This is a genomic window from Candidatus Eisenbacteria bacterium, assembly GCA_020847735.1.
In the GTDB taxonomy this organism is placed as follows: Bacteria; Eisenbacteria; RBG-16-71-46; order RBG-16-71-46; family RBG-16-71-46; genus CAIXRL01.
Window position 1 is genome coordinate 183137 of the sequence record JADLBL010000020.1, and the last position, 25871, is coordinate 209007.

Annotated in this window: 18 protein-coding genes and 1 tRNA gene; 13 read left to right on the top strand and 6 right to left on the bottom strand. The window is 69.7% G+C overall.

The features are described 5' to 3' along the window. The first annotated feature begins 222 nt into the window (after window positions 1-222). The 3 genes from IT347_09545 to IT347_09555 all read left to right on the top strand — a co-directional run bounded on the left by IT347_09545 (window position 223) and on the right by IT347_09555 (window position 4530). A complete protein-coding gene (locus IT347_09545; GenBank protein ID MCC6349818.1) occupies window positions 223-828 on the top strand; it encodes a sigma-70 family RNA polymerase sigma factor in 606 nt (201 codons plus the stop codon). Next, window positions 815-3523 carry an FG-GAP repeat protein gene (locus IT347_09550; protein ID MCC6349819.1) on the top strand — a complete coding sequence of 903 codons (2709 nt, stop codon included), beginning with the start codon at window positions 815-817 and terminating at the stop codon, window positions 3521-3523. The genes IT347_09545 and IT347_09550 overlap by 14 nt, the downstream gene beginning before the upstream one ends. Before the next feature lie 275 nt (window positions 3524-3798). Then, window positions 3799-4530, top strand: a complete 732-nt coding sequence (locus IT347_09555; protein ID MCC6349820.1) for a cytidylate kinase-like family protein — start codon at window positions 3799-3801, stop codon at window positions 4528-4530. Between the two features lie 72 nt (window positions 4531-4602). On the opposite strand, the gene IT347_09560 is transcribed toward IT347_09555, so the two are convergent. The 5 genes from IT347_09560 to IT347_09580 are packed head-to-tail and all read right to left on the bottom strand — an operon-like array spanning window position 4603 to window position 10116. Further along, window positions 4603-6720, bottom strand: coding sequence for a cytochrome b N-terminal domain-containing protein (locus IT347_09560; GenBank protein ID MCC6349821.1), 2118 nt, complete (start codon window positions 6718-6720; stop codon window positions 4603-4605). Continuing rightward, complete coding sequence (locus IT347_09565; protein MCC6349822.1) at window positions 6717-7598, bottom strand: SCO family protein; 882 nt, start codon at window positions 7596-7598, stop codon at window positions 6717-6719. Before IT347_09565 ends, IT347_09560 begins: the two co-directional genes overlap by 4 nt. 41 nt (window positions 7599-7639) lie before the next feature. Then, window positions 7640-9367, bottom strand: a complete 1728-nt coding sequence (locus IT347_09570) for a cbb3-type cytochrome c oxidase subunit I (protein ID MCC6349823.1) — start codon at window positions 9365-9367, stop codon at window positions 7640-7642. A gap of 11 nt (window positions 9368-9378) precedes the next feature. Continuing rightward, a complete protein-coding gene (locus IT347_09575) occupies window positions 9379-9927 on the bottom strand; it encodes a cytochrome c oxidase subunit II (protein ID MCC6349824.1) in 549 nt (182 codons plus the stop codon). Between the two features lie 18 nt (window positions 9928-9945). After that, the gene (locus IT347_09580; GenBank protein MCC6349825.1) at window positions 9946-10116 is read right to left on the bottom strand and encodes a hypothetical protein; all 171 of its coding nucleotides are present in this window, start codon (window positions 10114-10116) and stop codon (window positions 9946-9948) included. Window positions 10117-10420: 304 nt separating this feature from the next. On the opposite strand from IT347_09580, the gene IT347_09585 reads away from it, so the two are divergent. Beyond that, complete coding sequence (locus tag IT347_09585; GenBank protein MCC6349826.1) at window positions 10421-11773, top strand: DEAD/DEAH box helicase; 1353 nt, start codon at window positions 10421-10423, stop codon at window positions 11771-11773. Window positions 11774-12062: 289 nt separating this feature from the next. After that, window positions 12063-13859 carry a hypothetical protein gene (locus IT347_09590; protein MCC6349827.1) on the top strand — a complete coding sequence of 599 codons (1797 nt, stop codon included), beginning with the start codon at window positions 12063-12065 and terminating at the stop codon, window positions 13857-13859. Between the two features lie 70 nt (window positions 13860-13929). Here the strand turns inward: IT347_09590 and IT347_09595 are convergent, their stop codons facing one another. Beyond that, entirely contained in the window at window positions 13930-14433 is a 504-nt protein-coding gene (locus tag IT347_09595; protein MCC6349828.1) for a rhodanese-like domain-containing protein, read from the bottom strand. Between the two features lie 367 nt (window positions 14434-14800). Between IT347_09595 and IT347_09600 the strand changes: the two genes are divergently transcribed. The 8 genes from IT347_09600 (at window position 14801) to IT347_09635 (ending at window position 25819) form a co-directional block, all read left to right on the top strand. After that, window positions 14801-14875: transfer RNA gene (locus IT347_09600), tRNA-Cys, on the top strand. A gap of 214 nt (window positions 14876-15089) precedes the next feature. After that, complete coding sequence (locus tag IT347_09605) at window positions 15090-16277, top strand: hypothetical protein (protein MCC6349829.1); 1188 nt, start codon at window positions 15090-15092, stop codon at window positions 16275-16277. A 7-nt stretch (window positions 16278-16284) separates the two neighbouring features. After that, window positions 16285-18114 (top strand): phospholipase D family protein, encoded by a 1830-nt coding sequence (locus tag IT347_09610; GenBank protein ID MCC6349830.1) that lies wholly within the window; start codon window positions 16285-16287, stop codon window positions 18112-18114. Then, the gene (locus IT347_09615; protein ID MCC6349831.1) at window positions 18111-21353 is read left to right on the top strand and encodes a DEAD/DEAH box helicase; all 3243 of its coding nucleotides are present in this window, start codon (window positions 18111-18113) and stop codon (window positions 21351-21353) included. The genes IT347_09610 and IT347_09615 overlap by 4 nt, the downstream gene beginning before the upstream one ends. A 168-nt stretch (window positions 21354-21521) precedes the next feature. Next, window positions 21522-23501 (top strand): hypothetical protein, encoded by a 1980-nt coding sequence (locus IT347_09620; protein ID MCC6349832.1) that lies wholly within the window; start codon window positions 21522-21524, stop codon window positions 23499-23501. 34 nt (window positions 23502-23535) lie between these two features. Beyond that, a complete protein-coding gene (locus IT347_09625) occupies window positions 23536-24489 on the top strand; it encodes a phospholipase D family protein (protein MCC6349833.1) in 954 nt (317 codons plus the stop codon). Window positions 24490-24524: 35 nt separating this feature from the next. Next, entirely contained in the window at window positions 24525-24899 is a 375-nt protein-coding gene (locus IT347_09630) for a hypothetical protein (protein ID MCC6349834.1), read from the top strand. 110 nt (window positions 24900-25009) lie between these two features. Continuing rightward, complete coding sequence (locus IT347_09635; protein ID MCC6349835.1) at window positions 25010-25819, top strand: hypothetical protein; 810 nt, start codon at window positions 25010-25012, stop codon at window positions 25817-25819. Window positions 25820-25871 lie beyond the last annotated feature (52 nt).

The window sequence follows — 25871 nt, forward strand, 5'->3', positions numbered from 1 at the left end:
GGCATTCACGGAGGTGGAGATGCGTCATGGACCGGTTCCCGACTCGCCCGGAGGACGGCGCGCGCGGCCGGGTTCGTGCGGAAGCGGGCAGGACGGGCCCTGCCCGCGGGGCCGCGGGCTGAGCGGGCTGCTCGCGTGCACCCGCCCGCGGGCGGGCCGGACTCGGCCGTGGGTTAAGATGTCCGCCCGCCCGCTTCCACCTCCACGATCCGGAGTCGCGTCATGGCCGCACCCACGGGTGACGACGAGCGTCCCCGAGCCACACCGCCGCTGGAGACCACGGCGTGGCTGCTGGACCGGGCGCGGGGTGGCGACGACCGCGCGCGCGAGCGTCTCGTGGCGCGCGTGCTGCCTCCCCTGCAGGCCTGGGCGCACCGGCGGCTGCCGCCGCGGGCGAGGGACCTGGCCGACACCGACGATCTCGTGCAGGTGGCGATCCTCCGCGCGCTGCGTCACCTCGACACGTTCGAGAGCCGCGGCGAGGGGGCGCTGCTCGCCTACCTGCGGCAGGTGCTGCTCAACCTCGTGCGCGACGAGGTCCGCCGCGCCGGGACCCGCCGTCCCGGCGAGCCCGTCTCCGACTCGCTTCCCGATCGCGCGCCCTCGCAGCTGGAGGAACTGGTCGGCCGCGAGACGCTCGCACGCTACGAGGCGGGACTGGCGAAGCTGTCCGCGGAGCAGCGCGAGGCCGTGATTCTCAAGGTCGAAATGGGCTACTCGAATCCCGAGATCGCCGAGGCGCTCGGGCGCCCATCGGCGGACGCGGCGCGGGTGTTCGTCGCGCGCGCGCTCGCGCGGCTGGCCGAGGTCATGCATGAACCCTCCTGAACCACCGCCCGAGCCCGATCCGAGGCTGGTCGAGCTGGCGCTGGGCCTTGCGGACGACGTTCCCGTGGACTGGGAAGGCGCCCGCAACACGGCCGCGGACCTGTCGGAGACGCTCGAGCAACTTCGCGAACTCGAAACGCTCGCGCAGGCGCACCGGCGCGACCGCAGGCTGCGCGATTCGCGCCCGGACGCGCCCGTCTTTCGCTGGGGCGCGCTCGAGGCGGTCGAGAAGCTCGGCGAGGGAGGGTTCGCCGAGGTCTGGCGCGCCTACGAGCCCGCGCTCGCGCGCGAGGTCGCGCTCAAGCTGCGGCGCGCGGACGCGCCGGGCGGTCCGCGCTGGCTCAAGGAGGCTCAGCGGCTGGCGAAGGTGCGGCACCCGAACGTCGTTCAGGTTTACGGCGCGGACGTGTTCGACGGGCGTCCCGGGCTGTGGACGGAACTGGTGCAGGGCCGCACGCTCGAGCAACGCCTGCTGGCCGAGGGTCCCTGCGGCGCCGCCGAGACGGCCGCCATCGGCATCCAGGTGTGCGCCGCGCTCGCCGCGGTGCACGCCGCCGGGCTGGTGCACGGCGACGTCAAGACCCGGAACGTGATGCGCGAAGGCGTCCCCGCCGGGCACGGCCGGCTGGCCGGATCCGGCAGGGTCGTTCTCATGGATTTCGGCGCCGCTTCGGACGCGGACGAACGGGGCGCCGGGTCCGCCGGCACGCCGATGTTCGCGGCTCCCGAGCGGCTCGCGGGCGGCGAATCGAGCGTCGCGGGCGATCTGTACTCGCTCGGCGTCGTGCTCTACCGCCTGCTCACGGGCCGCTTTCCGGTGGAGGCGACGAGTACGGAGGCGCTGCGCGCGAAGCTGGCGCGCGGCGAGCTGACGCCGCTGCGAAGCCTTCGGCCGGACCTGCCTTCGGGGCTGCTGCAGGTCATCGAGCGCGCGCTCGAGCGCGACGCCGGCCGGCGGTTCCCCGGCGCGGCAGAAATGGAGCGCGCGTTGATCTCGGTGCTGGCGCCGGCCGCAGCGGGACCGGGCGCGGACGGCACCGCACGGTGGCGGTTCGCGACAGGGCTCGTGGCGGGCGTGCTGATCGCGCTGGTCGCGGCGGCGGCCTTCCTGCAGGTCCGCGATCGGCTCGCGCCCCGATTCCATTTCGCTTCGGCCGCCCGTCCGCTGCCGCACGTTCTCACGCCGCTCGTGCGCGAGACCGAGTCGGGCCAATGGATCGGAATGTCGTCGGTTCGTATCGGAGACCTGGACGGCGACGGCCACGCGGACCTCGCCACCGGCGCCCCGTTCGAGGGCGGAGCCGGACGGGTCCACGTGCTCTTCGGCGACGGCCATGGCGGATTCCCACGCTCGCTGGCACTGGCAGGCCGGCAGACCTCGGCGATGTTCGGCGGCGCGCTCGCCGCCGCGGACCTGAATGGCGATGGCCGGCCCGACCTCGCCGTGGGCGCGTCGAACTGGTCCGGCGCGTCTCCGGGAGGCGGACGCGTGCTCATTTACTATGGCGGCGCGCCGTTCGACTCGGCCCGCCACCGCACGCTTCAGGTGGCGCACGCCGGCGCGCAGTTCGGCTTCTCGCTCTCCTGCGGCGACTTCAACGGCGACGGCGTCGCCGACCTGGCCGTGGGCGCGTGCGGCGACGCGAACGCGGGCCGCACGCCCGCCGGACGCGTGTACGTCTACTTCGGCGGCCCGCGGATGCGCGATTCGCCGGACGTGACGCTCGGCAGCGACGCGCCCGACGCGCAGTTCGGAAATGCCGTGGACCTGGGAGGGGACCTGAACGGCGACGGCATCGCCGACCTCGCCGTCAGCGCGCCGTGGGAGAGCAGCGACGGGTTGCGCGCCGGACGCGGTTACGTCTTTTTCGGAGGCCGCGTTCCCGCCACCACGCCGGCGCTCGTGCTGCGCGGCCTAGGACCCTGGCAGCAGCTCGGCGCCCCGCACTACGTGGGAGACCTCGACGGCGACGGCTTCGACGACCTGCTGGTCGCCAACGAGCGCGGCGACGGCTTCGAGCACGCCTCGGGCACCGCGTTGCTGTTTCGCGGTGCGAGCGCACCGTCCGACGTGCCGGCGCGCACCTATCGGGGGGAACGCGAAGGCGATGGTTTCGGTCGCTGGGCCACGAACGTCGGCGACGTGAACGGCGATGGTCGCGCGGACCTGGCGATCGCGGCGTGGTGGAGCGACGTCGGCGGGCCCACCTCCGGCGCGATCTACCTGTACGCGGGCGGGCCGCAACTCGACACCGCGCCGCTCGCGCGGCTGCCCGGTCCGGGTGTCGGAGCGCGATTCGGCACGGCGATCGCCGGCGCCGGGGACCTCGATGACGACGGCTTCCCCGACGTGCTCGTGGGCGAGCCGTCGAACTCGAGCCAGTGGAGGGGTGGCACCTTCCTGGCGAGTTTTCATCGCTTCGTGCTCTCGAGACCGCGGCCCGACGAACGGTGGCGCGGCGGAGAGCGGGCGGTCGTGGCCTGGCGAGGGGAGACTCCCGCCGCGCTCGAGTACTCCGCGGACGGGCGGGCATGGACGACGCTGCTCGGACATACCGGTGGCCGTGGCTCGAACTCGGTCTCGATCCGCGTTCCGCAGGTGGCGGACACGTTGCTCGACCTGCGCCTGCGCCCGGCGGATTCGAAGCTCCGGGGCGCGATCGAAGTCGCGGTCCCTGTGGCCCGGGGGCGCTGAGCGGCGGGCCCCCGCCGAGCATGCGGGCGCCCGCAGGCCCGCGGCCGGTGCCGCGCCGCGGCCGCGAAGACCCGGCCCGTGTTCCTTGCACCTCCGGGACTCCGGCCGGACATGCCCGGAAGGTGGGTGACGATTCATGCACAGCCGGGGCTTGACGCGGGCGGAACGCGGTCGCCCAATTGGGTCTGGAGAAGCCTCCGCAAGATCCGCACGGGTCCGATCCAGCGCCGCTCGGCGTGCCCGGTGTGGACACGGCGACTTCGGGGAGGAGCGCGATGCCGTCCGTGCAGGCCATCATCGACCGCCAGATTCGTCTCTGGGAGATGGAGAAGAACCTCCGCGAGGCGCAGCCAGCGGGACAGGGGGCCGGTCCGCCGGTCCACCCGGTGATCACGGTCTCGCGCGAGCACGGCAGCGGCGGCAGCCGCGTCGCCGAACTGATCGCGCAGCGCTTCAACTACACGCTGCTGCACCGCGACGTCATTGACCGCATCTGCGCCTCGGCGCACCTGCGCCGCAGCATCGTCGAGTCGCTCGACCAGCACGTGAAGTCGCAGCTGGCGATCTGGTGCGACGCGATGGTCGCGCAGCGCTACACCGACTCGAACGACTACGTGCGCTTCCTGCTCGAGATCATCCGCTCGACGGCGTCGCTCGGAGGCGTGGTCGTCGTCGGGCGGGGATCGAACTTCATCGTCGGCGCCGACGCGGGGCTGCACGTGCGTATCGTCGCGCCGCGCGAGCAGCGGATCCAGACGCTGGTTCAGTTCGCGCAGCTCACGAGCCATCAGGCCGAGCAGGAGATGGAGGCCCGGGATCGCGAGCGGGCCGAGTTCGTGCGCAAGGTCCTCGGGCGCGAGGTCACGGACGCCGACGGCTACGACCTGGTGATCAACAGCGCCGAGTTCTCCCCCGAGCAGGCGGTCGAGCTGGTCGCGACCGCGGCGCAACTCAAGTTCGAGCGCCTGCGAATCGCCGCCGCGAGCGCCGAGAGCGCGACGGGCTGAGTCCGGCAGGCGGCGGGACCGCCGCCCTGCTCGCGGGGGCCGCCGGGAGGGCCGGGAAAACGCCGGTACAGGTCAGTCGGCGCGCAGCGTTCGCGTGTCGGTGTCGAAGCCGACGAGCCGTGCGCGACCCGCCTCGACGAGGAGCGAGTCGGCGAACGACAGGACGAGCCCGACGCCCCTGGGGTCGTGAACGGGCGTGAACTCGACGCGGACCGCGTGCCTGCCGGGCGCGGCCGGCAGGTCCTGCTCGACGAACAGCGGGCGGTCGCCGCGCGCTCCCAGCGGCGCGACCTCGCGCTCGGTGACGAGCCTGCCGTCCAGCCAGGCGCGCAGGCGATAGCGCAGGTAGACGGTGCGGCAGTCCTGCGTCCGCCGCATGTGCGCGGGCATGCGCGCGATCTCGTCGGCCGAGAGTTCCCGGCAGTCGAGCCACGACTGGCCCGGCAGCCGCCACGCCAGGCGCACGGCTCCCTGCGGCGGAGTCGCGCCCGCCGACCACTGGGACAGCGTCGCGGTGGCCGCCAGCGCCGCGAGCCCCAGCAGCGTCGCGAGGATCGCGCCGGCGGCGCCGCGAATGCCCGGCGCGAACGGGCGGCGCGGGACCGCTCGCGCGCCGGCGGCGCGTGCGAACAGCTCGAACTCGCCCGCCAGCCAGTCGAGATCCGCCGAGGCCCCGGCCGTGAAGCGCACGCGCGTGGGGTCGAGCGGCGTCTTGAGCTCGGGATGCCGGCCGAGCAGCAGGCGTTCGAGCGCCAGTCCCGTGCCCTCGCGCGAGCGGCAGCGATGCGGCGGGCAGCCGAGCACGAACACGCCGCGGTGGCGATCGCTGAGCTGCGAGACCGCGAGCGAGTGCAACGAACCCGCGCAGTCCACCTCGACGCAGGCGACCCGGTGCCCCGCGGCGCGCGCGCGCCCGGCGAGCGCTTCGCCGACGCCGTCGTGGCTGCAATGCACGAGCGCGAAGCCGCCGGGATCGGCGGCGGCGTTGACCGCCTTCACGGCCCGGACCTGCGCGTGCCCGTCGCGGCCGGGCGGACCGATGGCGAGCTGGTCGCACGAGCCCGAGCACAGCCCGCAGGCGACGCAGCGCGCGGAGTTCACGATGGCGATGGTCTCCGAGCCGCGTCCGGTCGGGTTCGGTCCCATGGCGATGGCTTCGAAGGGGCAGTCGATCGCGCACTGGCCGCAGCCGGTGCACGCCGCCGGGTTGTGCAGCGCCGTCTCGCGGCGGCGATCGCGCCTCGGCCGCCACCACAGCGGCACCGACAGCGGCAGCAGGGCGAGCGCGAACGAGGCGGCCCAGGCGGCGGGCGGCGCGAGCCGCGCGGCGATCGGGACCCAGGCGGTGTAGAAGACGTCGTACGTGGCCCGGTCGCCGAGCCGGAGTCCGTCGGCCGCCGGACCGAGCGCGACCGGAACGGCGAAGGAAAGCACGGTGAAGGCGAGGGCGACCGGCACCCAGACGCGCGTTTCGGGCAGCCAGCGTCCGCGCGCGAGGCGCAGCGTGTGGATCCAGACCAGCAGCGTCATGCCGAGCGGCAGCGACATGTGGACGAACAGATTGAGGAAGAAGAACGACGAGGGCGCGGCGGCGCCGCCGCCGAAGATGCGGCCGATGGGCGTCGCGAGCAGGCCCAGCGAGTCGAACAACCGCGCGCCGGCGGCGCCGAGGATCAGGCCGTGCATGTCCCAGACGAGCACGTACCCGGTCCAGCCGACCACGAGCGTCGCCCCGGTCAGCAGCAGGCCCGTGACCCACGCCAGCACGCGCGGGCCCCACGTGCGGCCCTCCGCGAACATGCGCAGCGCGTGCAGCGCGATGCACGCGACCGCGGCGTCGGAGGCGTAGCGGTGCAGGGCGCGCAGCCAGCGGCCCGCCCAGACCTGGGCCTGGATGCGCTGCATGGATTCGTAGGGCGCGCCGATCCGGTAGACGAGCAGCAGGTACACCCCGGTGGCGATCACGACCAGCATCAGCGCGATGACCAGCGGCCCGCTCTGGTGCAGCGGATTCCAGCGCGAGCCGTAGGCGCGGTCGAACAGCGAGTCGAGCGCGGCGAGCGCGGCCTGGAGGGGCTTCGCGGCCGCGGGCGCCGTCTCTCGCTCGAGCGCGTCGGGGTGGCCGAGCGGAAGCGCCCGCGACGGCGGCGTCTCGACGGACGGGGCCTCGTCCGGGAGAACCGCTTTCACGACCGGCCCCGCACGCGGCGCACGCCCTCGACGATCCACTCGGGAGGGGGGTTGTTGAACCGGTAGGCGATCCGCCCTTCGGCGTCGAGGATCATGACGATCGGCGCATGCGAGACGTCGCCGCTCTTCAGATCGCGCTCATGCGCGACCCGGAGCGTATCGAGCAGCCGGCAGACCGCGTCGGGATCGCCGGAGAGCAGCCGGCCGTCCTCGGGGAGCGACCAGCGGGACGCGAGCGCGGGCAGCGCGCCCGGCGTGTCACGCCACGGATCGAGCGTGACCAGCGCGATGCGCGCGCCGCCGGGGCCCAGTTCGCGGGCGGCCCGGCCGAGGTTCGCGACGAGCACCGGGCAGACGGTCTGGCAGTTCGCGAACGCGAAGCTCAGCACGGTCGGCCGGCCGCGAAGGTCCGCCGCGCCGAAGGCCCCGCCATGCTGGTCCACGAGCGTGAACGCCGGCACGGGGTCGCTCGAGCGCGGCCAGTTGTCCGGCAGCGGCCCGCGCTCCTCGGGCGCGAACGACACGGTCGCCACCCGGCGCTGCTCGCGGATGCGACCGGCCGCCCAGCGCACCTCGACCATGAAGACGAGGACGCACGCCGCCGCGATCCCGTGGGCGAGCGGCGAACGGGCGAGCCGCGGCAGGGCGGTCCTGAGCTCGCCGTGGAAGGCCGCGCCGATCGCCGCCAGCATGAGCAGCGGGGCGGGAACGAGCATCATCCAGCCCTGCACGGCCGGAGGGCCGCCCGGCAGCGAGCCGAAGCACGCCGACTGCGCGGCCGAAAGCCACGAGGTGTCGCCGGCCGGCACCGGCCAGAACGCGAAGCCCCACCACGAGACGACGGCGAGCGCCCACAGCAGCAGGAGCGCCGCGCCCACGCGCGGCGCTCCCCCGGGAGCCACACCCGGAACCACGGCCATCAGCCCACCTTCCAGAGGAACGACAGCATCTTCCAGTTCGTGAAGTAGTAGAGGACGAAGCAGGCGAAGAATACCCCGACGAGCACGAGCGTGCCCTTCACTCCCTGCTGGTGGACCTGGTCCGCGAGCGGACCGGTGTGCGACTGCGCCGGCAGCCGCAGGACGCCCGAGGGCAGCCCAGAGGCGCCCGCGGCGATGGCTTCGGCCGTCACCGGCTTGCCGAAGAACACCGTGGTCACGGCGATGGCGATGAACATGAGCGCGCCGGTGGCGGCCAGCAGGCCGCCGATGCCGAACAGCACCTGCACCAGCTCGGACGCCGGGTGGATCTCGACCGGGAACGGCGCGCCCGCGAACGACGAGTCCCAGTGGCGGCGCGGAATGCCGAGGATGCCCATGAAGATCATGCCCATGGCCATGGCGGTGAGGCCGGCGCCGAACACGTACGGCTGGATCTTCGCCATCGGCCAGAACGCGACGCGACGCCGGAAGATCAGCGGCAGCACGTAGTAGGTGACGGCCATGAAGGCCAGCGTCGTGCCTCCGACCACGGTCGCGTGGAAGTGGCCGGTCACGCGCAGCGTGTTGTGGACGAGGATGTTGATCTGCTCGGTGCCGATGGTGACGCCCGTGATGCCGCCGAGGAAGCCGAAGATCACCAGCGAAAGCCACATGCCCGAGAACCCCGGATCGTCCCACGGCGCCTTGCGCAGCCATTCGAACATGCCGTTCGTGTAACCGCGCAGGCGCTGCCCGGCCTCGATGCCGGCCGGGACCGTGAAGCCGTGGATCATGCTCGCGAGCACCGCCAGGTACATCGCGTAACTGGTGTTCCAGATCTTCCACGCCGGCCCCACCCCGGGGTCCACGAGCAGGTGGTGCGCGGAGGCCATCGAGATGAAGAGCACGTACAGCACGAACGCGGTCCGGCTCACCTTCTCGTTCACGACCACGCCGCCGACGGTCAGGCCGCCCAGCAGGTACCAGACCGAGACCATCGCGGCGACGTTGATCTGCTGCGACGAGTGCCCGAGCCCCCACCACACCATGCGGTAGACCTCGGGATCGATGTTGCCGACGTTCATGGACCACAGCCAGGTCGGAATGTAGACGGCCGCGCCGTGGAGCAGCGTGATGACCGCGATCACGGCCGCCGTCAGCCCGCCGAAGGTCACGAGCGGCATCGAGCCCGTGTACGTCTTCTCGCGTTTCGCCACCACCAGCGAGGCGAAGAACAGCGAGACGGCGATCAGCGCCCCGACCGCGAACAGGATCACGCCCAGGTAGTAGTTCGGCGTCGCCCGCAACGGCGGGTAGGACGTGAACAGCACGTCGGCCTGCCCCATGAAGACCGTCGCGTCCACGATGCCCGCGCCCACGACCATCAGCCCGAACGCGGCCCAGGCCAGCTTCGGCGCGGGCTGCCGGCAACCCAGCACCACCGGACCGGCGAAGTAGAGCACGGCCATCTCGAAGAAAAGGATCCAGAAGATCAGCATGTTGAGGCCGTGGGCGGTCAGGAAGCGGTAGTACATCTCCGCGGGCAGAAGGTGGATGGCCTGCCAGCGCGTGAGCACCAGGCCGATCGCGGCCAGCGCGCCCACCAGCATCGCGACCACCGCCACGACGGCGTTGGCGCGGATGAGCAGTTCCGAGTCCCGATTGACCTTCAGTCCCGTCACCGGACAGGTGCGGAACCGTTCGGCGAATGTTTCGATCGCACTCATGGTTCCTCCTTTCAGTCCTCGACGAGGACCTTGCCGACCATCAGGTGGTGGCCGATGCCGCAGAACTCGTTGCAGATGATCCGGAAATCGCCCGAGCGATTGGGCACGACCCGCAGCCCGTAGTCGTAGCCGGGCACGACCTGGAAGTTGAGGTTGACGGGATAGAGGCTGAAGCCGTGATTCAGGTCGGAGGACGACAGGTGCAGCGTGTACTGCACGCCCTTCTTGAGCTTCAGCACCGGGTACCACTGCCACATTCGGCCGAGCAGGTAGACGTCGGCGCCGGGAGGGGGCGCGACGACCGGAATGCCGCTCTCCTCACCGACCTGGTATTCCTCGACGAAGCGGTCGACGCGGGCGACGTAGGCCTCCGGCGTGACGCGGTAGCGGATGCCGGACGGGTTCTGTCCGCCGCGGAAGTGCCAGAGCGGCATCATCGCGAACAGCACGAGACACCAGATGAAGGCGATCGCCACCCAGGTCTTTTCCTGGCGGTGCGCCGGCAGCCACCAGATGCCCTGGGGCGGAACCAGCGCGGAATGGAATTCATGCGCGGACACGGGATCCCTCCTCGGGGTTCATGGCAGCGGCGCCTGCTTGAGTGACAGGATTTCGACCAGTCCCCAGAGCGTGTAGAACGCGAGCATCACGACGATGCCCAGGATCAGAAGCAGGAACGGCCGGTCATAAAGCCGCTGACCGAGCGGAACCTTCTCTTCCGTCCCGCGAGCGGGTTTCGACTCGTCCATCGCGACCTCCCGGCGGTCTCGGGCGGCTCCACCACGGAACCGTTCGGCCGTCATCGGGAGGGAAGTTCGGTCGTGCGGCGGCGGGCCGGTATGACGGCGGTCATATCGCGCGCGTGTTTCATGGCCGGGCCGCCTCCCGGGGGCCTTGCCGGTTCCGCGCGTGCCGATCGAGGGAGGGGCTTCGGGCCCCGGCCACGCCGCCGGTCCCGGTGGCGCGGGCCTTGGGCCGGTTCGATGAACGCCGGCGCTTCGGGTATGGTGGCGCCCGCTCGCTTCGCACGCCCACCCCGCACGAGGACTCCCGGTGCCCTTCGCACGTCTCGGCCTGCCCGCGCCCCTGGTCAAGGGCGTGCGCGCCGCCGGCTACACCGCCCCAACGCCCATCCAGCAGCGCGCCATTCCGCTCATCCTCGAAGGCCACGACCTGATCGGCGCGGCCCAGACCGGCACCGGCAAGACGGCGGCGTTCGTGCTGCCGATCCTCGCCAGGCTGCTCGAGGGCTACCAGGCGCTGCGCGCGCTCGTGCTCGTGCCGACGCGCGAACTGGCGGCCCAGGTCGAGACGAACGCCCGCGACTACGCGCGCTACACGCGCGTCCGCGTCGGCGTCGTCTATGGCGGCGTGCCGATCGGGCCGCAGGAGCGCATGCTGCGGCACGAAGGCGTGGACCTGCTGGTCGCGACACCGGGCCGGCTGCTCGATCTGCACGGCCGCCAGAGCGTGACGTTCGAGGACATCGAGATGCTGGTGCTCGACGAGGCCGATCGCATGGTGGACATGGGCTTCGCGCCGGACCTGCGGCGCATCCTCCGGCTGCTGCCCGAGAAGCGCCAGACGCTCATGTTCAGCGCCACCATGCCGCCCGACCTCAACAAGGTCGCGAGCGAGGCGCTGCGCAATCCCCAGCGCGTGGATCTCGCGCCGCCCTCGCGGCCGGCGGCGGGCATCACGCAGGCGATCTACCCGGTCCCTCGCCATCTCAAGCTCGACCTGCTCGACCAGATGCTGACCACCTCGGACGTGGGCAGCGCCATCGTCTTCACGCGCACCAAGCACGGCGCCGACCGGCTGGCGCGCCAGCTCAAGGCCCGCGGCCACAGCGTCGCCGCCCTGCACGGCGACCGGACCCAGAGCCAGCGCGAGCGGGCCCTGTCGGACCTCAAGCGCGGACGGATCGCGATCCTGGTCGCGACCGACATCGCCTCGCGCGGCATTGACGTGGACGACATCTCGCACGTCATCAACTTCGACGTCCCGCACGGTCCCGAGGACTACGTTCACCGCATCGGCCGCACCGGCCGGGTGCAGGCGGTGGGCGACGCCTTCACGCTGATGAGCCCGGAGGAAAAGGCCGACGTCGTGGCGATCGAGAAGTTCCTCGGCCGCTCGATCCCACGCGTGACGCTACCCGACTTCGACTACCGCAAGCCGATGTCGGCGGTCCCTCCGCAGGGCGGGCGCCGCTTCGAGGGCGGTGGTCGCGACGGACAGGACCGCTCCCGGCGCGGACCCGCCGACGACCGCGGCCCGCGCGGCGCCGCCACAGGTCCGCCGCTGCCCGGCATCAGCCGCGCCGGCACACCCGGACCCGCCGCCGTCGAGCACGGCCGCCGCCCGCAGCGCAACGCTCCCGACCGCCGCCGCCGCAAGATGTAGGCGGCGCCCGCGGCGACGAACCGGGTGGATCCGGGACGGCCGCGAGCCGGGCTGCGGAATGCAATGCCGCGGGCCGAAGCACCCGCCGTTCCGAATCCGAGCCCATCGGAACGCGAAGAACGCTGTGGCCGTGGCGCCGGGTTGCCGATGATCGCCTTGACCCGGCGGACCCTCGATGGGGTAGGGTGGGCCACAGAGCACGCCACCCCACAGGCAGGGCTCGCACTCCGTCCACCCAGATCGTTTCGTCGCTTCTCGAGCCCCACATCGAGGTGACGTCGGAGGTTTCATGCGTCGCGCCTCCCTGCGCACGGGCCTGCTCGCCTGGCTCGCGCTGCTCCCGTCCGTTCTGCTGATTTCGCCCGCCGCCTCCGCCCGGGAGCGCGGTTCGCTGCCCTGGCATCCGCGCCCCGCGTCGCCCGCCGCGCTGACGCCGCAGGAGCAGGTGTGGCACGACCGGCTGCTCGCCGCGATGACCGGCAGCGAAGTGCTCGCCAACAACATGATGACCACCGGCGACGCCTACGACCTCGGGCGCGGCGGCGGCGACTACGTCGAATCGCTCATCATGGCCTACCGGGCGACCGGCGAGGCGCAGTTCCTCGACCGCGTCTACGACCTGACCGAGATGGCGCGCGGCTCGCTGCGCGACGCCTGGCTCGACGGCACGACGGACGGCTACACGAGCTGGCTGTGGCTCATTGACCCGTCGAACGCCACCTACTACGGCAAGGACATCAACTGGCTCGACGAGTCCATCTGCTCGGGCAACGTCGCGCTGTGGGCGTGGGCGCTGAACGCCAACCGCGACCTCGACCCGCGCTACGGCGTCGCGGCCGACTTCTGGCGCAACTGGCTCGAGACGCAGTTCCTCGCCAAGTGGTACGCGCGCGCCGGCGGCAACCCGCTGACCGCCTGGAACACGCCGTACGCGGCGTTCTACAAGCCCGACACCGAACCGCGCTCGGCGAACTGGCGGCTCGCGCACTACCTGTGGAAGCTGACGGGCAACACCTTCTACCGCGACCGCGAGAACCAGATCGTCGCCGAGTTGAGCGGCGCCAATCACGTGAACCCGGCGCGGCCGCAGGCGTTCCGCTGGACGAAGGAGACGGCCCCGAGCTCCGTCAACTGGCAGCCCGTCAACTACGCCAACTACTACATGCGGGCGGTCCTCGAGATGAACCTCGAGGGCATGCCGTTCTACTCCGACCCCGTGAACATGAAGAGCTTCGCCGCGGCGTTCCGCGATGTCGTGTACGCCTCGACGATGCCCGCGCGCACGACGATGACGGGCAACGTCAACGGCGACGGCTCGACCGGCTACGCGCTCTACGCCTTCAACGGCTTCGCGGCGTGGGACTCGACCGGCTTCCTCATGAATCTCGCCGACGCGTCCATCACCGGGGCCGGCAACTACGCGGGCGGCGGCACGTCGAAGGCGGCGCGCAACGACGTGCACATGTCCTCGTACGCGCTCATGGCGCTCAGCCCCATGGGGCCCACGGCCACGCTGGTGACGCGTTTCCAGGCCGTCGCGCTGTCGGGCGGCGCGGTGCGGATCGAGTGGGAGCTGTCGGCGGACGGCGCCACGGTGTCCACGAACCTCTACCGGCTCGCGGCCGACGGGGTCGAACGCGTCCGGCTCAACGACGCGCCGATCTCCGGCTCGGGCGATCACGAACTGGTGGACGGGGCGCCGGGCGACGCGCCGTCGCTGACCTACGAACTGACCGAGGTCACCGAAAGCGGCGAGCGCGTGCTGCAGCGCCTGACGCTCGACCGGGGCACGACCTCGGGGCCCACGGCCGGGCTCGCGCTCGCGCCCAACGTGCCGAACCCGTTCGAGTCCACGACGCTGATCCAGTTCGACGTGCCGCGCGCCGACCGGGTCCGGGTCGCGATCCACGACAGCGCCGGCCGGCTGGTCCGTCTGCTCGAGGACGGCGACCTGCCCGCGGGCCGCTTCTCCCGCCTGTGGGACGGTCGCGACGCGCAGGGCCGGTCCGTGCCGAGCGGGCTCTACTTCTTCTCGGCCGAGTCCCGCAACCAGCGCGTCGTGCGGCGGGCGATCCGCGTGAAGTAAGCCGCGCGGCCCGGCTCCGCATTCGCGGGGCCGGGCCGCGGGGGGCTACGCCCGCGGCGTGGTGCGCGAGCTACGAAGCCGGCTTCTCCGTGGGATAACCGTGGCTCGCCCAATCGCGTTCGAAGTCCTGCTCGATCCACAGCGCCTTCACGTTCGTGAAGCCGGCCTCGCGCATCGCCGCGAAAGCCGCCTTCATGTTCGGGCAGTGCACCGCGGGGCAGCAGCCGCAGTAGATGACGATGTCCCGGTCCTTCGGTTCGTCCTTGACCGCCGCGAGCATCGCGTCAATGCCCCGCGCTTCCGAAGCGGGTCCGACGTAGCGCGAGTTCGGAATCGCGCCCTGGCGGTAGAGCGCCGCGACGCCGACGTGCAGCAGAAGGGGCTTCGCCGCCGCGGAATCCGCCAGCTGCGCGGCGAGTTCGGCGGGCTGAACGAGGCGCGCGCCACCCCACGGGCCCGCCGGAGCTTCCGCGGCGGGGCCACCGGCGCGGCAGCCAGTGAGCAGGGCGATCGCCAGCAGGAGCGGGAGCGAAACCAGCGCGCGTACGCGCCGGACGGTGTTCGATCGGAGCATCGGAGGGTTCCTTCCTCGTGGTTCGGCGTCGGGCGGACGCCGCGGGTGATGTGTCTCAGCGCAGCATAGGCCGCCGCGAGGCGGGCCGCCACGCCCGCTACCGCACGCGACCCACATGGAGGGTTCGCGGCGGTGCACCAGCGGCGAATGCGCCGGGACGCGGACGCGACTTCATCCTGGGATCACGCCGGACGAGGCCGCGAGCGCGGGCACGACAACAGTGTGAGATCGCTCCGGACGAGCACGCCAGCGTCGCCATGACCGCGGCGCGTTCGCGCGCGGAGCTTTGACGCCCCCAGTCCGCCGGGGTTACTCTCCCTGCCCGCCCGCGCGTCCCACACGCTCCGCGCGAGCACTTAACGTGGATGGCGGCATAGCCAAGTGGTAAGGCGAGGGTCTGCAAAACCCTTATTCCCCGGTTCGAATCCGGGTGCCGCCTCCAAATCTATGTGATGCAACGGTTTACGCTGCATTTGCCGCCATGCAGGCGAACGAAACCGAGCCCTGAACCGAGCAGTGTTGTAGCGAGAGATGGTGCTGTCGGCGCTCGCGAGAGCGCCCACCTCGCCCGCGCCCAATGCCCGGATGAGCTTTCATTCGAGGGGACGAGCTGATCGCGCTGGCGTGGTCAAGCAAGTGCCACCTGGCGCTCGATCATGTCCTCTCTCTCCTGGCTCGACACGTCATCGCGAGAACACCGTCGCGCCCTTGAGGCGATTCGCCTGCTCGCTGAGCCGGGCACGGTCGACGAGCTCGGGCTGGGGACGGTACGCGACTCGCTCGCCGATCAGCTGTTCCCGGGCACGAGCACGATCCAGACGCGCGCGCGCTACTTCCTCTTCATCCCGTGGACCTATCAGATCGTCGAGCGTTCGCGGCGCGCGGACAGCGCGGCCAAGCTGGCGCGCGAGATCGCAGTTCGTCTCATCGACGCGATCGGCGACGTGCCGGGGAACATCGGACGCGAGGCGCGCTCGAGGCTGCGCCGGCTTCCCAGCGCCATCTACTGGCAGGGGCTCGGGCGCCTGCGCATCCGTAGATTCGCCGGATCAGTGGACCGGCTGCATCGCGTCCTGGACGGGCAGGCACAGATGGTTCAGGCGCTGCTCGACGACAGCCGCGAGCCCATTCTGGGAGGGTACGAGGGCCACTGGCATCCGGGGCTTCCGCCCGCGCCGAAGGCATTCCCGCGCGACGTCACGCTCGACCTGACGGGCCGGGAAGCTGACTACCTGCGGGAGCGAATCGTGACGGCTGCTCCGAGCTCTGCCTTCGCACACTGGGTGCAGGCGGAGGCTCCCGATGACCAGGTGGGGTTCCCGTGGGATGCGCCGCGGGCCCGGTCGTTGCCGGTCGCCGCCCGCGATCTCCTCGAGCACGCGCGGTGTTTCTCCGAGCTCATGCTTGGAGCAGCGCTACTCTACAACCTGCTGCTCGCACAGAAGCGCGGGGACTCTGAACTCGAGGCGGACTACACGGGTCGGCTGGGCGAGTGGTCCGGCCAGATCGCACGCCGGCGCGCAGCCCATGATCGCTGGGAGCTTCGCGAGTTCTGGCAGCACGTCCGAAACGGCAATCCGCGATTCCGGGATCGCACACGGGTCTTCATTGAGCAGTGGCATACCTTGGCGATGGCCGGGCCTGGGAGCGTTGCGCGCAGCGAGCGAGCACGCAGGCTGATTGCCGACCGTGAACAGGCCCTCAAGGGCCATCTGGCGCGCCTTTCGAATCCACGTCAGCTCGAACTCTGGCGAGGTGCCTCGGGCACCGGTCAGATGGACTACCGCTGGGGTGATCCGGTGCAGACCATGGTCCGCGAGATCCTCGAGGCGCTTGCCCAATGAGCCGCACGTGCTGAGCCCGGACGATCGCGCGCAGTTGCTCGACGCGCTCAGGCCTCCCGAGGGCTATTCCCTGACGCGCGCAATCGCCACGAGCTATTCGCTCGACCTGCTCTCGCTGCTCACCGCTCCGCTCGCGTTCACGTTCTTCGATGCAGAGGATTCGGAAGGAATCCCTTCGCGTGACCCCGTGGCGCTCCTGCATGCCATCCGGTCCCACGCCGAACATCTCCACGTGTTCTGCCAACAGGGACGGATCGCGGTGCCGGCGCGGCACCAGCCGCTCTTCCAGCAGCTGGAGGGTTCGATCGTCGAGGTGCGCGCTCCTGGCAGCAGCGGCGTATTCCATCCCAAGCTTTGGGTGCTCCGATTCGCCAGCCACGATGCGCCCGTGCGCTATCGCGTGCTGGTCTCGAGTCGGAATCTGACTTTCGACCGCTCCTGGGACGTGTTGCTGACGCTTGAGGGTGCTGCGCAGCCGGGGCGCCACATTGCCGGCAACACGCCGCTCGCGGAGTTTGTGGCTGCGCTACCGAGGCTCGCAGCCCGCCCGGTGTCCGTCGACCTGCGGCGTACGGTGGCGGGAGTGGTCCGGGAACTGCGGACGGTCAGCTTCGAGAAGCCCCCCGGTTGCGATCGGTTCATCTTCCACCCGATCGGGCACAAGCCTGAGGCTCGGTGGCCGTTTCCGGCAAACGCGGACCGCGCGCTCGTCATCTCGCCGTTCGTCAATACGGGCTGCTTGAAACGTCTCGGCCAGATGACGGACCGGTTTTCGCTGATCGGGCGGTCAGAAGAACTCTCCGCACTGCCCCCAAGCGTCCTCAAGGAGGCCGAGGGCGTCTGGTCGCTGCGCCCTGAGCTGGATCTGCTCGAGGACGAGGTCGACGACACCACCGACGGCGCGAGCGCCCCGCCCGCGGGCCTCCACGCCAAGGTCTTCAGTCTGGAGCGGGGTATGGAGGCCAGCCTCTATGTTGGTTCCGCCAACGCGACGACGGCCGCCTTCGATCGGAACGTCGAGTTCCTTGTTGAGTTGCGAGGGGCGAGGCGGGACTTCGGTCACGACGCCCTGCTGGGTGACCAGCGGACGGGACTTCGATCGCTTCTGCAAGAGTTCAAGGCCGACGAACGTGACGAAGTCGACGAAGATCAGCGTCGTGCGGAAGCAGCGCTCGAGGATATCCGTGACCAGATTGCGCAATTGGGCCTGGTCGCCCGCTGCGAGCCCGACGGCGACGCGTTCAGGGTGACGTTGGCTTGCGCGAGCCACGGCCTGCTTCGGCCCAAGGTGGAAGCAGAAGTCGCCTGTCGGCCCATCACGCTGCCCGAAGAGACCGGCGCGCGTCCGTTCGAGTTGGAGAGGGCAGAGCCCGCCCAATTCCATCTGTCCGCGCCGGCGCTGACGTCGTTCTTTGCGTTCACGATCAGGGTCAAGGTTCGAAGGGCGTCGGCCGCGCAGTCGTTCGTCTTTAACCTACCGCTGCAGGGAGAGCCGCCGGACCGTGCGGCCGAACTGCTCCGTCGGCTCCTCAAGAACCGCGAGCAGGTCCTGGCGTTGTTGCTCATGATGCTGTCGGGGGAGAACCTGGTCGCCGACGGACTCAGCGAACGCCTGGGACTCGGTGGCGCAGCGGCCGAGGCCCTTGGCTTCGGGGGGGACGTCACGCTCTTCGAAGCACTTGTGCGCGCCCTGGACCGCGAGCCCGAGCGTCTGAAAGGTCTGGAACGGACCATTCGGGAGCTGAAGACCGGGGCCGCGGGCGAAGACCTCTTGCCCGAGGGGTTCGACGAGGTCTGGGGCCCGATTTGGGCGGCGCATCAGGAGCTTCACGGATGAGCCGCCAGCGGATTCCCGACACGCGCCAGGTGCTTGCTCAGCTCAAGAGCTTCCAGCGAGACACCGTGGACTACGTGTTCCGCCGCTTCTACACCGACCCTGAGACCACAGACCGGTTCCTCGTGGCAGACGAGGTCGGGCTCGGCAAGACGCTTGTCGCCCGCGGCGTCATCGCGCGAGCTATCGAGCACCTACGGGACAAGGTCCGGCGAATCGACATCGTTTACATCTGCTCGAACGCCGACATCGCACGCCAGAATGTGGGCCGGCTCCAGCTCGGCCGCGGGGCGGAGTTCATCAGGGCCACGCGGCTCACGATGATGGCGGTTGAGCTGAACAAGCTGCGCCGCAACCGAATCAACTACGTGTCCTTCACGCCGGCCACGTCTTTCGATCATGCCACGAGCCTCGGCCTTTGGAGCGGGCGCGTGCTGCTCTTCCTCATGCTGCGCAAAGCATGGGGAATCCGGAGCCGCGGCTCTCGCCGCCTGCTCGCCGGCAACGTGGACCCGCGGCGCTTCGTCCATCAGCTTAATGAGGCGAATCGCGATCCAGAGTTCCAGATCGACGAGAAGCTCGCCGCGCAGTTCCGAAAGGCCCTCATACGGCACGACCGGGGCGAAGTCACAGCCGGGCGTCGGCGACTCAAGGAACGATTCGGGACCCTGGCAAGGGCGATGGGAGGGCGGCTGCGGCGTTGGACCGAGGAAGAGCGCAGGGAGCGCAACAACATCGTGGGTACGTTGCGTGCCGTCCTTGCCGCCACCGGTGTGCGCGCCCTGCAACCGGACGTCATCATCCTGGACGAGTTTCAGCGCTTCAAGCACTTGCTGGACCCGCAGGACGATGCGGGCCGACTTGCCCACGAGCTCTTCACGTACGGCGGCAGTCAGACGCGCGCCAAGGTACTTCTGCTCTCGGCGACGCCGTACAAGATGTACACACTGGCGCGTGAGACGGCCGACGACGATCACTACCGCGACTTCCTCGAGACCATCAAATTCCTCGTTAACGACCCGGCGAAGCATGTGGGGTTCGAGCAGCTGCTGGCGGACTTCCGCGCAGGCCTCCTGCGGCTGGGCCAGGGCCAGGGCGGGGAGCTGCCACGACTCAAGCGCGCGTTGGAAGCCTCGCTTCGCAGGGTCATAGCACGTACCGAACGGCTGGCAGTGTCGGCGGATCGCGACGGGATGCTCGCCCAGCTCCCCTCGCCGGCGATGGAGCTGCGCTCGCGAGACCTGCACGGGTACCTCGCGATGCAGCGGGTCGCGCGCGAGCTCCAGCAACCCGACACGATCGAGTACTGGAAGTCGGCGCCGTACCTGCTGAACTTCATGGACGAGTACAAGCTGAAGAAGGCATTCCACGAGCGCATTCGACGACCGGCGCCGGAGCTCGCCGGCGCGCTCGCGGGAGGCTCCGCCGGCCTGCTGCCACTGAGGGAGATCAAACGCTACTCCGAGCTCGACGGCGCAAACCCGAGGCTGCGCTGGCTGCTTCGCGATGCGATCGACTCTGGCGGTTGGAGGCTCGCCTGGGTGCCTCCGTCGCTTCCGTACACGCGACTCGAGGGACCCTTCGGCGACCAAGGTGTCCATCGATTCACGAAGAAGTTGATCTTCTCGGCATGGCGAGTCGCTCCGCGGGCCACGGCGTCATTGCTGTCGTACGAGGTCGAACGGCGCACGATGCAGGCGTTGGACCCGGAGATCCGCAATCGACCCGCCGACCGCAAGCGCATGCGGGGCCTGCTGCGTTTCGCGCGAAGCGAAGGACGTCTGACGGGGATGCCTGTACTGGCGCTGATCTACCCGTCGAGCGCGCTGGCGGAACTGGCCGATCCTCTGGAGTTCGCTGCCTCGCGAGCGAACGGCGAGCTCGGCACCCTCGACGAAGCCCTCTCCTGGGCTGCGGAGCGCATTGCGCCGAGGTTGCGCAAGCTGGGTAGCCCGGCGCGCAGCAAGGGCGACGAGGATCCGAAGTGGTACTGGGCGGCGCCGATCCTGATGGATCTCGACGAACGCGAGCAAGCTCTCCGCGCGTGGTGGGGTAGGCAGGACCTCACGGTGACTTGGAGCGGTGAACTAGTCGAGGACGAGGACGGCGATCGCACCGCCTGGCAGGACCACTTGGACGAAGTTCGAGAACTAATCGAGAACCCTGCCGACTTGGGGGCGCAGCCACGCGACCTGGCCCAGGTGCTCGCGAAGGTGGCGTTTGGGGCGCCGGGCGTAGCCGCATTCAGGGCGCTGGAACGGACCGACCGACGCGCAGACACCGGCGACCACGCGCTCCGTGACGCTTCCGCGCGCGTCGGGTGGGCCTTCAGATCCCTGTTCAACCAGCCCGAAGTGATGGCCCTGGTCCGCAGCCTGAACGTGGAGGAGCCCTACTGGCTGCGCGCCCTTGAGTACTCCGCAAGCGGTTGCATCCAGGCGGTTCTGGATGAGTACGTGCATGTCCTGCGCGACGCCCTGAGCACCGCGAGCGACGCGCGGAAGAGTGGCCTCAGCCGGCTGAAAGACGAGATGTGCTCCGCGCTCGAGCTGCGGACGTCGTTGGTGAAGCCTGACGGCATCGTTGTGAATGGGGATCGCGTCTACCTGACCCCCCAGAACCTCCGCTGCCACTACGCGCTTCGCTACGGGGATGAGCCGCAGCAGGACGAGCGGCGTCCGGTGCGCGCCAGCCAGGTCAGGGCGGCATTCAACTCCCCGTTCCGCCCGTTCGTGCTGGTCAGCACCTCGGTTGGGCAGGAGGGCCTCGACTTCCACCCGTATTGCCACGCCGTCGTGCACTGGAACCTGCCCGCGAACCCGGTCGACCTCGAGCAGCGCGAGGGCCGGGTGCATCGCTACAAGAGTCATGCCGTGCGCCGCAACGTCGCACTGCGCCACGCCGGCGCGCTCTCCCGCACACCGAGCGGCGATGTTTGGAAGCGGATGTTCGATGAGGCGGAAGCCCAGCGGGCGATCGGGGTGGGGGACCTCGTTCCCTACTGGGTGTACCCGGTCGAGGGTGGCGCGAAGATCGAGCGGCACGTCCCTGCGATGCCCCTGAGCCGCGAGCACTCCCGGATTGACGACCTGCTTCGTTCCTTGGCGGTTTACCGGATGGTGTTCGGGCAGCCTCGGCAGGAAGATCTTCTGGCGTACCTGCGGGCGCACGTTCCGGAGCACGAGCTCGAGCGCTGCGCGCTGGAGTTGCGCATCGATCTGTCGCCGCCGGGGCGCAAGTAGCCGCCTGCGAGTGGAGCGGCTTGAAGGAGCAGCGCAGATGCACGACTACTTCACTTCACTTGAGCACCGGCTCGGACTTCTTCGCACGCGTCGCTCAGAGCCCCAATCCGGCCTCGGAGTATCCCACGGTCTATTGACCGCCTCCAGTGCGAATCCTAGGGTGCCTCCATGGTCACTCCACCTGATGCCCCGCGAATCGCTTCGCTCAGCCTCGAGCGCCTCAAGACCCTGCCATCGCGCCGCGATGTCTGGCAGCTCGGCTTCGCGCGCATGCCGTCGTGGGTCACCGAGGAGCGCGGCAAGCCGTTCCGTCCCCTGATCGCGCTCTGCCACAGCGCGGCGGCCGAGAAGCTGGGGAATGGCGACGTGTGTACGCCCGGCGACCCGTTGGGGCCGCCGGCAATCGCCGCCGTCGCGCAGCTCGCGGTGAACCGGAGCATTGGCTATCGACCACAGAGGATCGAGGTGCGCGACCCGCAGTTGGCCGACGCGGTGCGCGCCGACCTCGCCAGTTGCGGCATCGAGGTCGAAGTCGTTGAACGCCTCGAAGCCCTGGACGAGGTGATCGCCGACATGATGCGGCACGTCGGCGGCAAGGCGGCCTCGGCGCGGTTCTTTGAGCCCGGGGTCGACCTCGAGTGCCTGCGCGCGTTTGCCGACTCAGCGGTCGAGTTCCACCGCGCCGCGCCATGGAACTTCCTCACCGACGACGACCTGATCTTGGTCGAGAGCCCCGCGGCGCCGAAGGGACTCGGTTGCTTCAATGTGCTGGGCGCCGGCGGGATCGAGCGCGGGCTGGGGTTCTTTCCCTCAAAGGCCGCCTTTGAGCGGTTCAAGCAGTCCGAACCGTTCGATCCGAAGATCGCCGCGGCGGGCCTCTGGATCATGAGTTTCGACGAGATCGTGGACTGGCCGATCGCCGACTCGGAGCTCTGGGAGGAGCACGACCTGCCGATCGCTGGCGATCGCGGCTACCCCTCGCTCGTGTGCCACCTGCCCAACGGGAGCGCGAGGTCCGCCAGCGCCGTACACCTCGCGTTCGTCGAGGCACTGATGCGTGCGCTGGCCGCCACCACCGAGGACGAGCTCGACAGCGGTCGCTGGACCAAGGCCGTCGAAACGATCGAAGGGCCCCTTGCCGTCGAGTTGTCGCTGCCGGCGGTCCTCGAGGCAAAGGCCGGCGCGCGTCGGCGTGGACCCGATCCTGCCGGCGAACTTCCTGACCGCCGCGTCATGGAGCAAACGCTTCGAGATCTCCAGCAGATGATGGCCAGCCGTGAGTTCAAGTCCGAAGAGGAGATGAACGCCTTCCTGGCGACACAGGTTGGCAAGCGGCCCAAGCACACACCCGCGCGCACTCCGCAGGGCAGGGCGCAGGAGTTGGTCGACCGCGCGTTCGAGGAGCGCGGCCGAATGCGCATCAAGCTCGCGCGCGAGGCGCTGCGGTTGTGGCCGGATTGTGCCGAGGCGTGGGTGCTGCAGGCCGAGCAGATGCCGAATCTCGACCGGCGCCGCGAACTCTACAGGAACGCCGTCGCGGCCGCGGAACGGGCGCTCGGCCCCAAGCCGTTCGCCGAAGACGTGGGCCACTTCTGGGGCATCCTCGAAACCCGGCCGTACATGCGCGCGCGCAGCGGCCTCGCGGGAGCGCTCTGGGACGCGGGCGAGCGCGATGAGGCGATTGCGCACTGGCTCGACCTGCTCAGGCTGTGCCCGGGAGACAACCTGGGCGTGCGCGACCTGCTCGTTCCGCGACTGCTCGAGGCGCGTCGCGACGCCGAAGCCGAGGACATGCTGGCGAAGTACGACGACGACGCGTCCGCAATGCTCGGCTTCGCGCGCGCCCTGCTCGAGTTCCGGCGCAGCGGCGTCGGGTCCGCCGCGCAGGCAAAGCTCGACGCGGCGATTCGGCGAAACGCCTACGTGCCGAAGTACCTGACCGGCCGCGCCTCTATGGAAGGCCCGGTGCCAGACTTCTACCGGATTGGCTCGGACGACGAGGCGCGCATCGCTACGAGCGTGCTGCTGGCGGCATGGACGTCGACCGACGGCGCAATCGAGTGGCTCGGCCGCTCGATCCGGCCGCCGAAGAGCGAACGACGGGAGAGACGTCGAGAAGGAAAGGGGCGCAACAAGCCCGGGAAATGAGTGCTGCCTTCGGGCGTGCGTCGCGGAGGTGATCGTGTTCCTGTCGGGCCGCCAACTTTGGAAGCAGATCTCACAGACAGCGAAGTCCGCTCGGGGAAGGCGTTTCGTCGCCACGCCCTACCTGACCTCGGGAGTCGCGAAGGCACTTCACTTTCGCCGCTGTGATGTCCTCTTCTGCGCGCTGACTCTCGCAAACTGCCGCAGCGGGAGCATCGACCCCCGGGAAGTGAAACGATTGCAGCGTCGCGGGGTCACCGTCTACACGAGCGACGAACTGCACGCCAAGGTATTCCTTCTCGGACACAAAGCCATCGTCGGGTCGGCCAATCTCACCCGGCGCTCGCGCGACGTGCTCGACGAAGCCGCCGTGCTGCTCGAGGACCGTGGGTCCGTCGCGGCGGTCCGCGCGTGGTTCGAGGCCCGCCTGCATTCGCCACTACAGCCCGAGTGGCTGGCCAAGTGCATCGCGGCGTACAGGCCCCCACGGGGAACGCCTGGCCCAAAGCACGGGCGTGACCCTGCCGCAGCAAGAGAGCGAGGCCGCGGCGTGATGCTTGCCGCGCTAGTGCCACGGCGCGACGACACGAGGGATGCGAGCCTCATCGAAGAGGGGCGCGCCCGCGCCAAGCAACTGCTCAAGCATAAGCGCCGGTCGGACGTCGAGGACTTTCGCTGGAGTGGGAGCCGCGAGTTTCGGGTCGGTGACGTCGTGATCCAGATGTTCCGCGACGGGGAGGAAACGTGGGTGTCACCGCACGCACGGGTCCTCAACGTTAGGAGGCGAACCCTGAAGAACGGCAAGCGTCGCTCGTACGTCTTCCTGGAGATGCCTCGCCGCTACCGGCGCATGCGCTTCGAGGCCTTTGCAAAGCGCTGCCGCGCGTTCGGTCTCGAGATCAATGCGTGGCGAACGCGGGACGTCACGGACTCGGGGTTGATGCACCCGTTGCTGCTGCTGACGTCACCCGATGCGATGAGACGGGGCTAGGCAGGGGGGGGCGATTCGAACACGATGGAGGCCGCATGCCAAGCGAGAAGCTGAGACGGATCTTGATCGCTCGGAGCCCGTTCACGAAGGAGCAGATCGAAACCATGTCCGACCACGATGGTTGGGCGTGGGTCTACACTCACAAGCACGTTGGCGCGCGGGTGCCGCCGCGGCTAGAGGTCTGCCTGACCGGCTTCTCTGCCGAGGAGAAGGCGCTACTTGCCTCGGAGACAGAGCAGGCGGGCTTCAAGGTCGTGACGAAGGTCACGAAGCATCTCGCGTTCCTGTGTGTCGGCGATGACCCGGGCCCGGCCAAGCTCGCATTGGCCAGGGAGCAGGTCGTCCCGGTGCTCGACCGCGAGCAGCTCAGGAACCTGATCGAGAACGGTGAGATCCCGATGGAGCAGTAGGAGCCGCACAGCCACATTGGCCAGCACTTCAGCGGTGCCAGTTGAGCGTAGTTAGCGTGTGCGGGCTTGTGCGCAGACTCGCTGACGGGGCATAAGATCGGACCCAGACAATGGGAGCTGACTTCGTCATTCGTGGAACCGTCCGCGGAACGCCAAGGACGTACGGAGATCGCCGAACCGAGGATGCTTGGCGCAGGCAAGTTGTCGCTGGAAGGTGGAGCGGTCATGAGGACGCGACGCTCCCCATCCGACGATCGATCGAGCTCCAGTTCACGTTCAGGATCAACGCGGGATCCAAGGACTACGGCGGAGCGTCCTTCCCGAATGGCCGGGACCTCGACACCCTGGTTGTTCAGAGCTCGACATCGGCGGCGCTCCTCGTCGGTCGCAACTCCGTTCGGCCAAGCCTCCGATGGGTCGACGGGCCGCTACTCGTGCGCCGGGTGCTTGCGTCAAAGGTGCTTGTTGAGACGGACGCTGATGCAGGCGTGGAGATCACTCTGCGTCCCGCGACGGAGCAACCCAGCATCCACCCCTACCAGTGTGCACTTGAGTTCCAGGTGCTCGAGGCAGAAGTCCGAAATGATGGCCTCGCGAAGGCGATCAAGCGGACCGTAGGGGCGGCAAACCGTGCAGGCGTGAGATTCCCCGCGACAGCGCGTATCGGGCTCTCGCTCCTGTTCAGCGACGCGGAGCGCCCGAGAAACATCCTGAGCGAGGCCCTCTTGGAGAAGACAATCGACGCACTGGGGGCTTCACCCGTTGGGGATCGGAGACTCTTCGACGAGACCCCGGGGAGCCGCACCATCCTGAGAGACAATACCGACGACAGCATCATCTTCAAACTTTACGCCGAGAAGAGCAGAGCTCTTGATACGGGAGTCTTCATTCAGGGTAGGATGTGGAGGATCGCTGACTAGCTGCTGGGGCCTTCAGGAGTAGCGACCAACGTGCACGGCCCGCGTGAGCACC

What these genes read in the sequence shown, in the direction of transcription:
- IT347_09545 (MCC6349818.1), top strand. Translation starts at nt 223, where the DNA reads ATGGCCGCACCCACGGGTGACGACGAGCGTCCCCGAGCCACACCGCCG.
- IT347_09550 (MCC6349819.1), top strand. Translation starts at nt 815, where the DNA reads ATGAACCCTCCTGAACCACCGCCCGAGCCCGATCCGAGGCTGGTCGAG.
- IT347_09555 (MCC6349820.1), top strand. Translation starts at nt 3,799, where the DNA reads ATGCCGTCCGTGCAGGCCATCATCGACCGCCAGATTCGTCTCTGGGAG.
- IT347_09570 (MCC6349823.1), bottom strand. Translation starts at nt 9,367, where the DNA reads ATGAGTGCGATCGAAACATTCGCCGAACGGTTCCGCACCTGTCCGGTG.
- IT347_09580 (MCC6349825.1), bottom strand. Translation starts at nt 10,116, where the DNA reads ATGGACGAGTCGAAACCCGCTCGCGGGACGGAAGAGAAGGTTCCGCTC.
- IT347_09590 (MCC6349827.1), top strand. Translation starts at nt 12,063, where the DNA reads ATGCGTCGCGCCTCCCTGCGCACGGGCCTGCTCGCCTGGCTCGCGCTG.
- IT347_09595 (MCC6349828.1), bottom strand. Translation starts at nt 14,433, where the DNA reads ATGCTCCGATCGAACACCGTCCGGCGCGTACGCGCGCTGGTTTCGCTC.
- IT347_09605 (MCC6349829.1), top strand. Translation starts at nt 15,090, where the DNA reads ATGTCCTCTCTCTCCTGGCTCGACACGTCATCGCGAGAACACCGTCGC.
- IT347_09615 (MCC6349831.1), top strand. Translation starts at nt 18,111, where the DNA reads ATGAGCCGCCAGCGGATTCCCGACACGCGCCAGGTGCTTGCTCAGCTC.
- IT347_09620 (MCC6349832.1), top strand. Translation starts at nt 21,522, where the DNA reads ATGGTCACTCCACCTGATGCCCCGCGAATCGCTTCGCTCAGCCTCGAG.
- IT347_09630 (MCC6349834.1), top strand. Translation starts at nt 24,525, where the DNA reads ATGCCAAGCGAGAAGCTGAGACGGATCTTGATCGCTCGGAGCCCGTTC.
- IT347_09635 (MCC6349835.1), top strand. Translation starts at nt 25,010, where the DNA reads ATGGGAGCTGACTTCGTCATTCGTGGAACCGTCCGCGGAACGCCAAGG.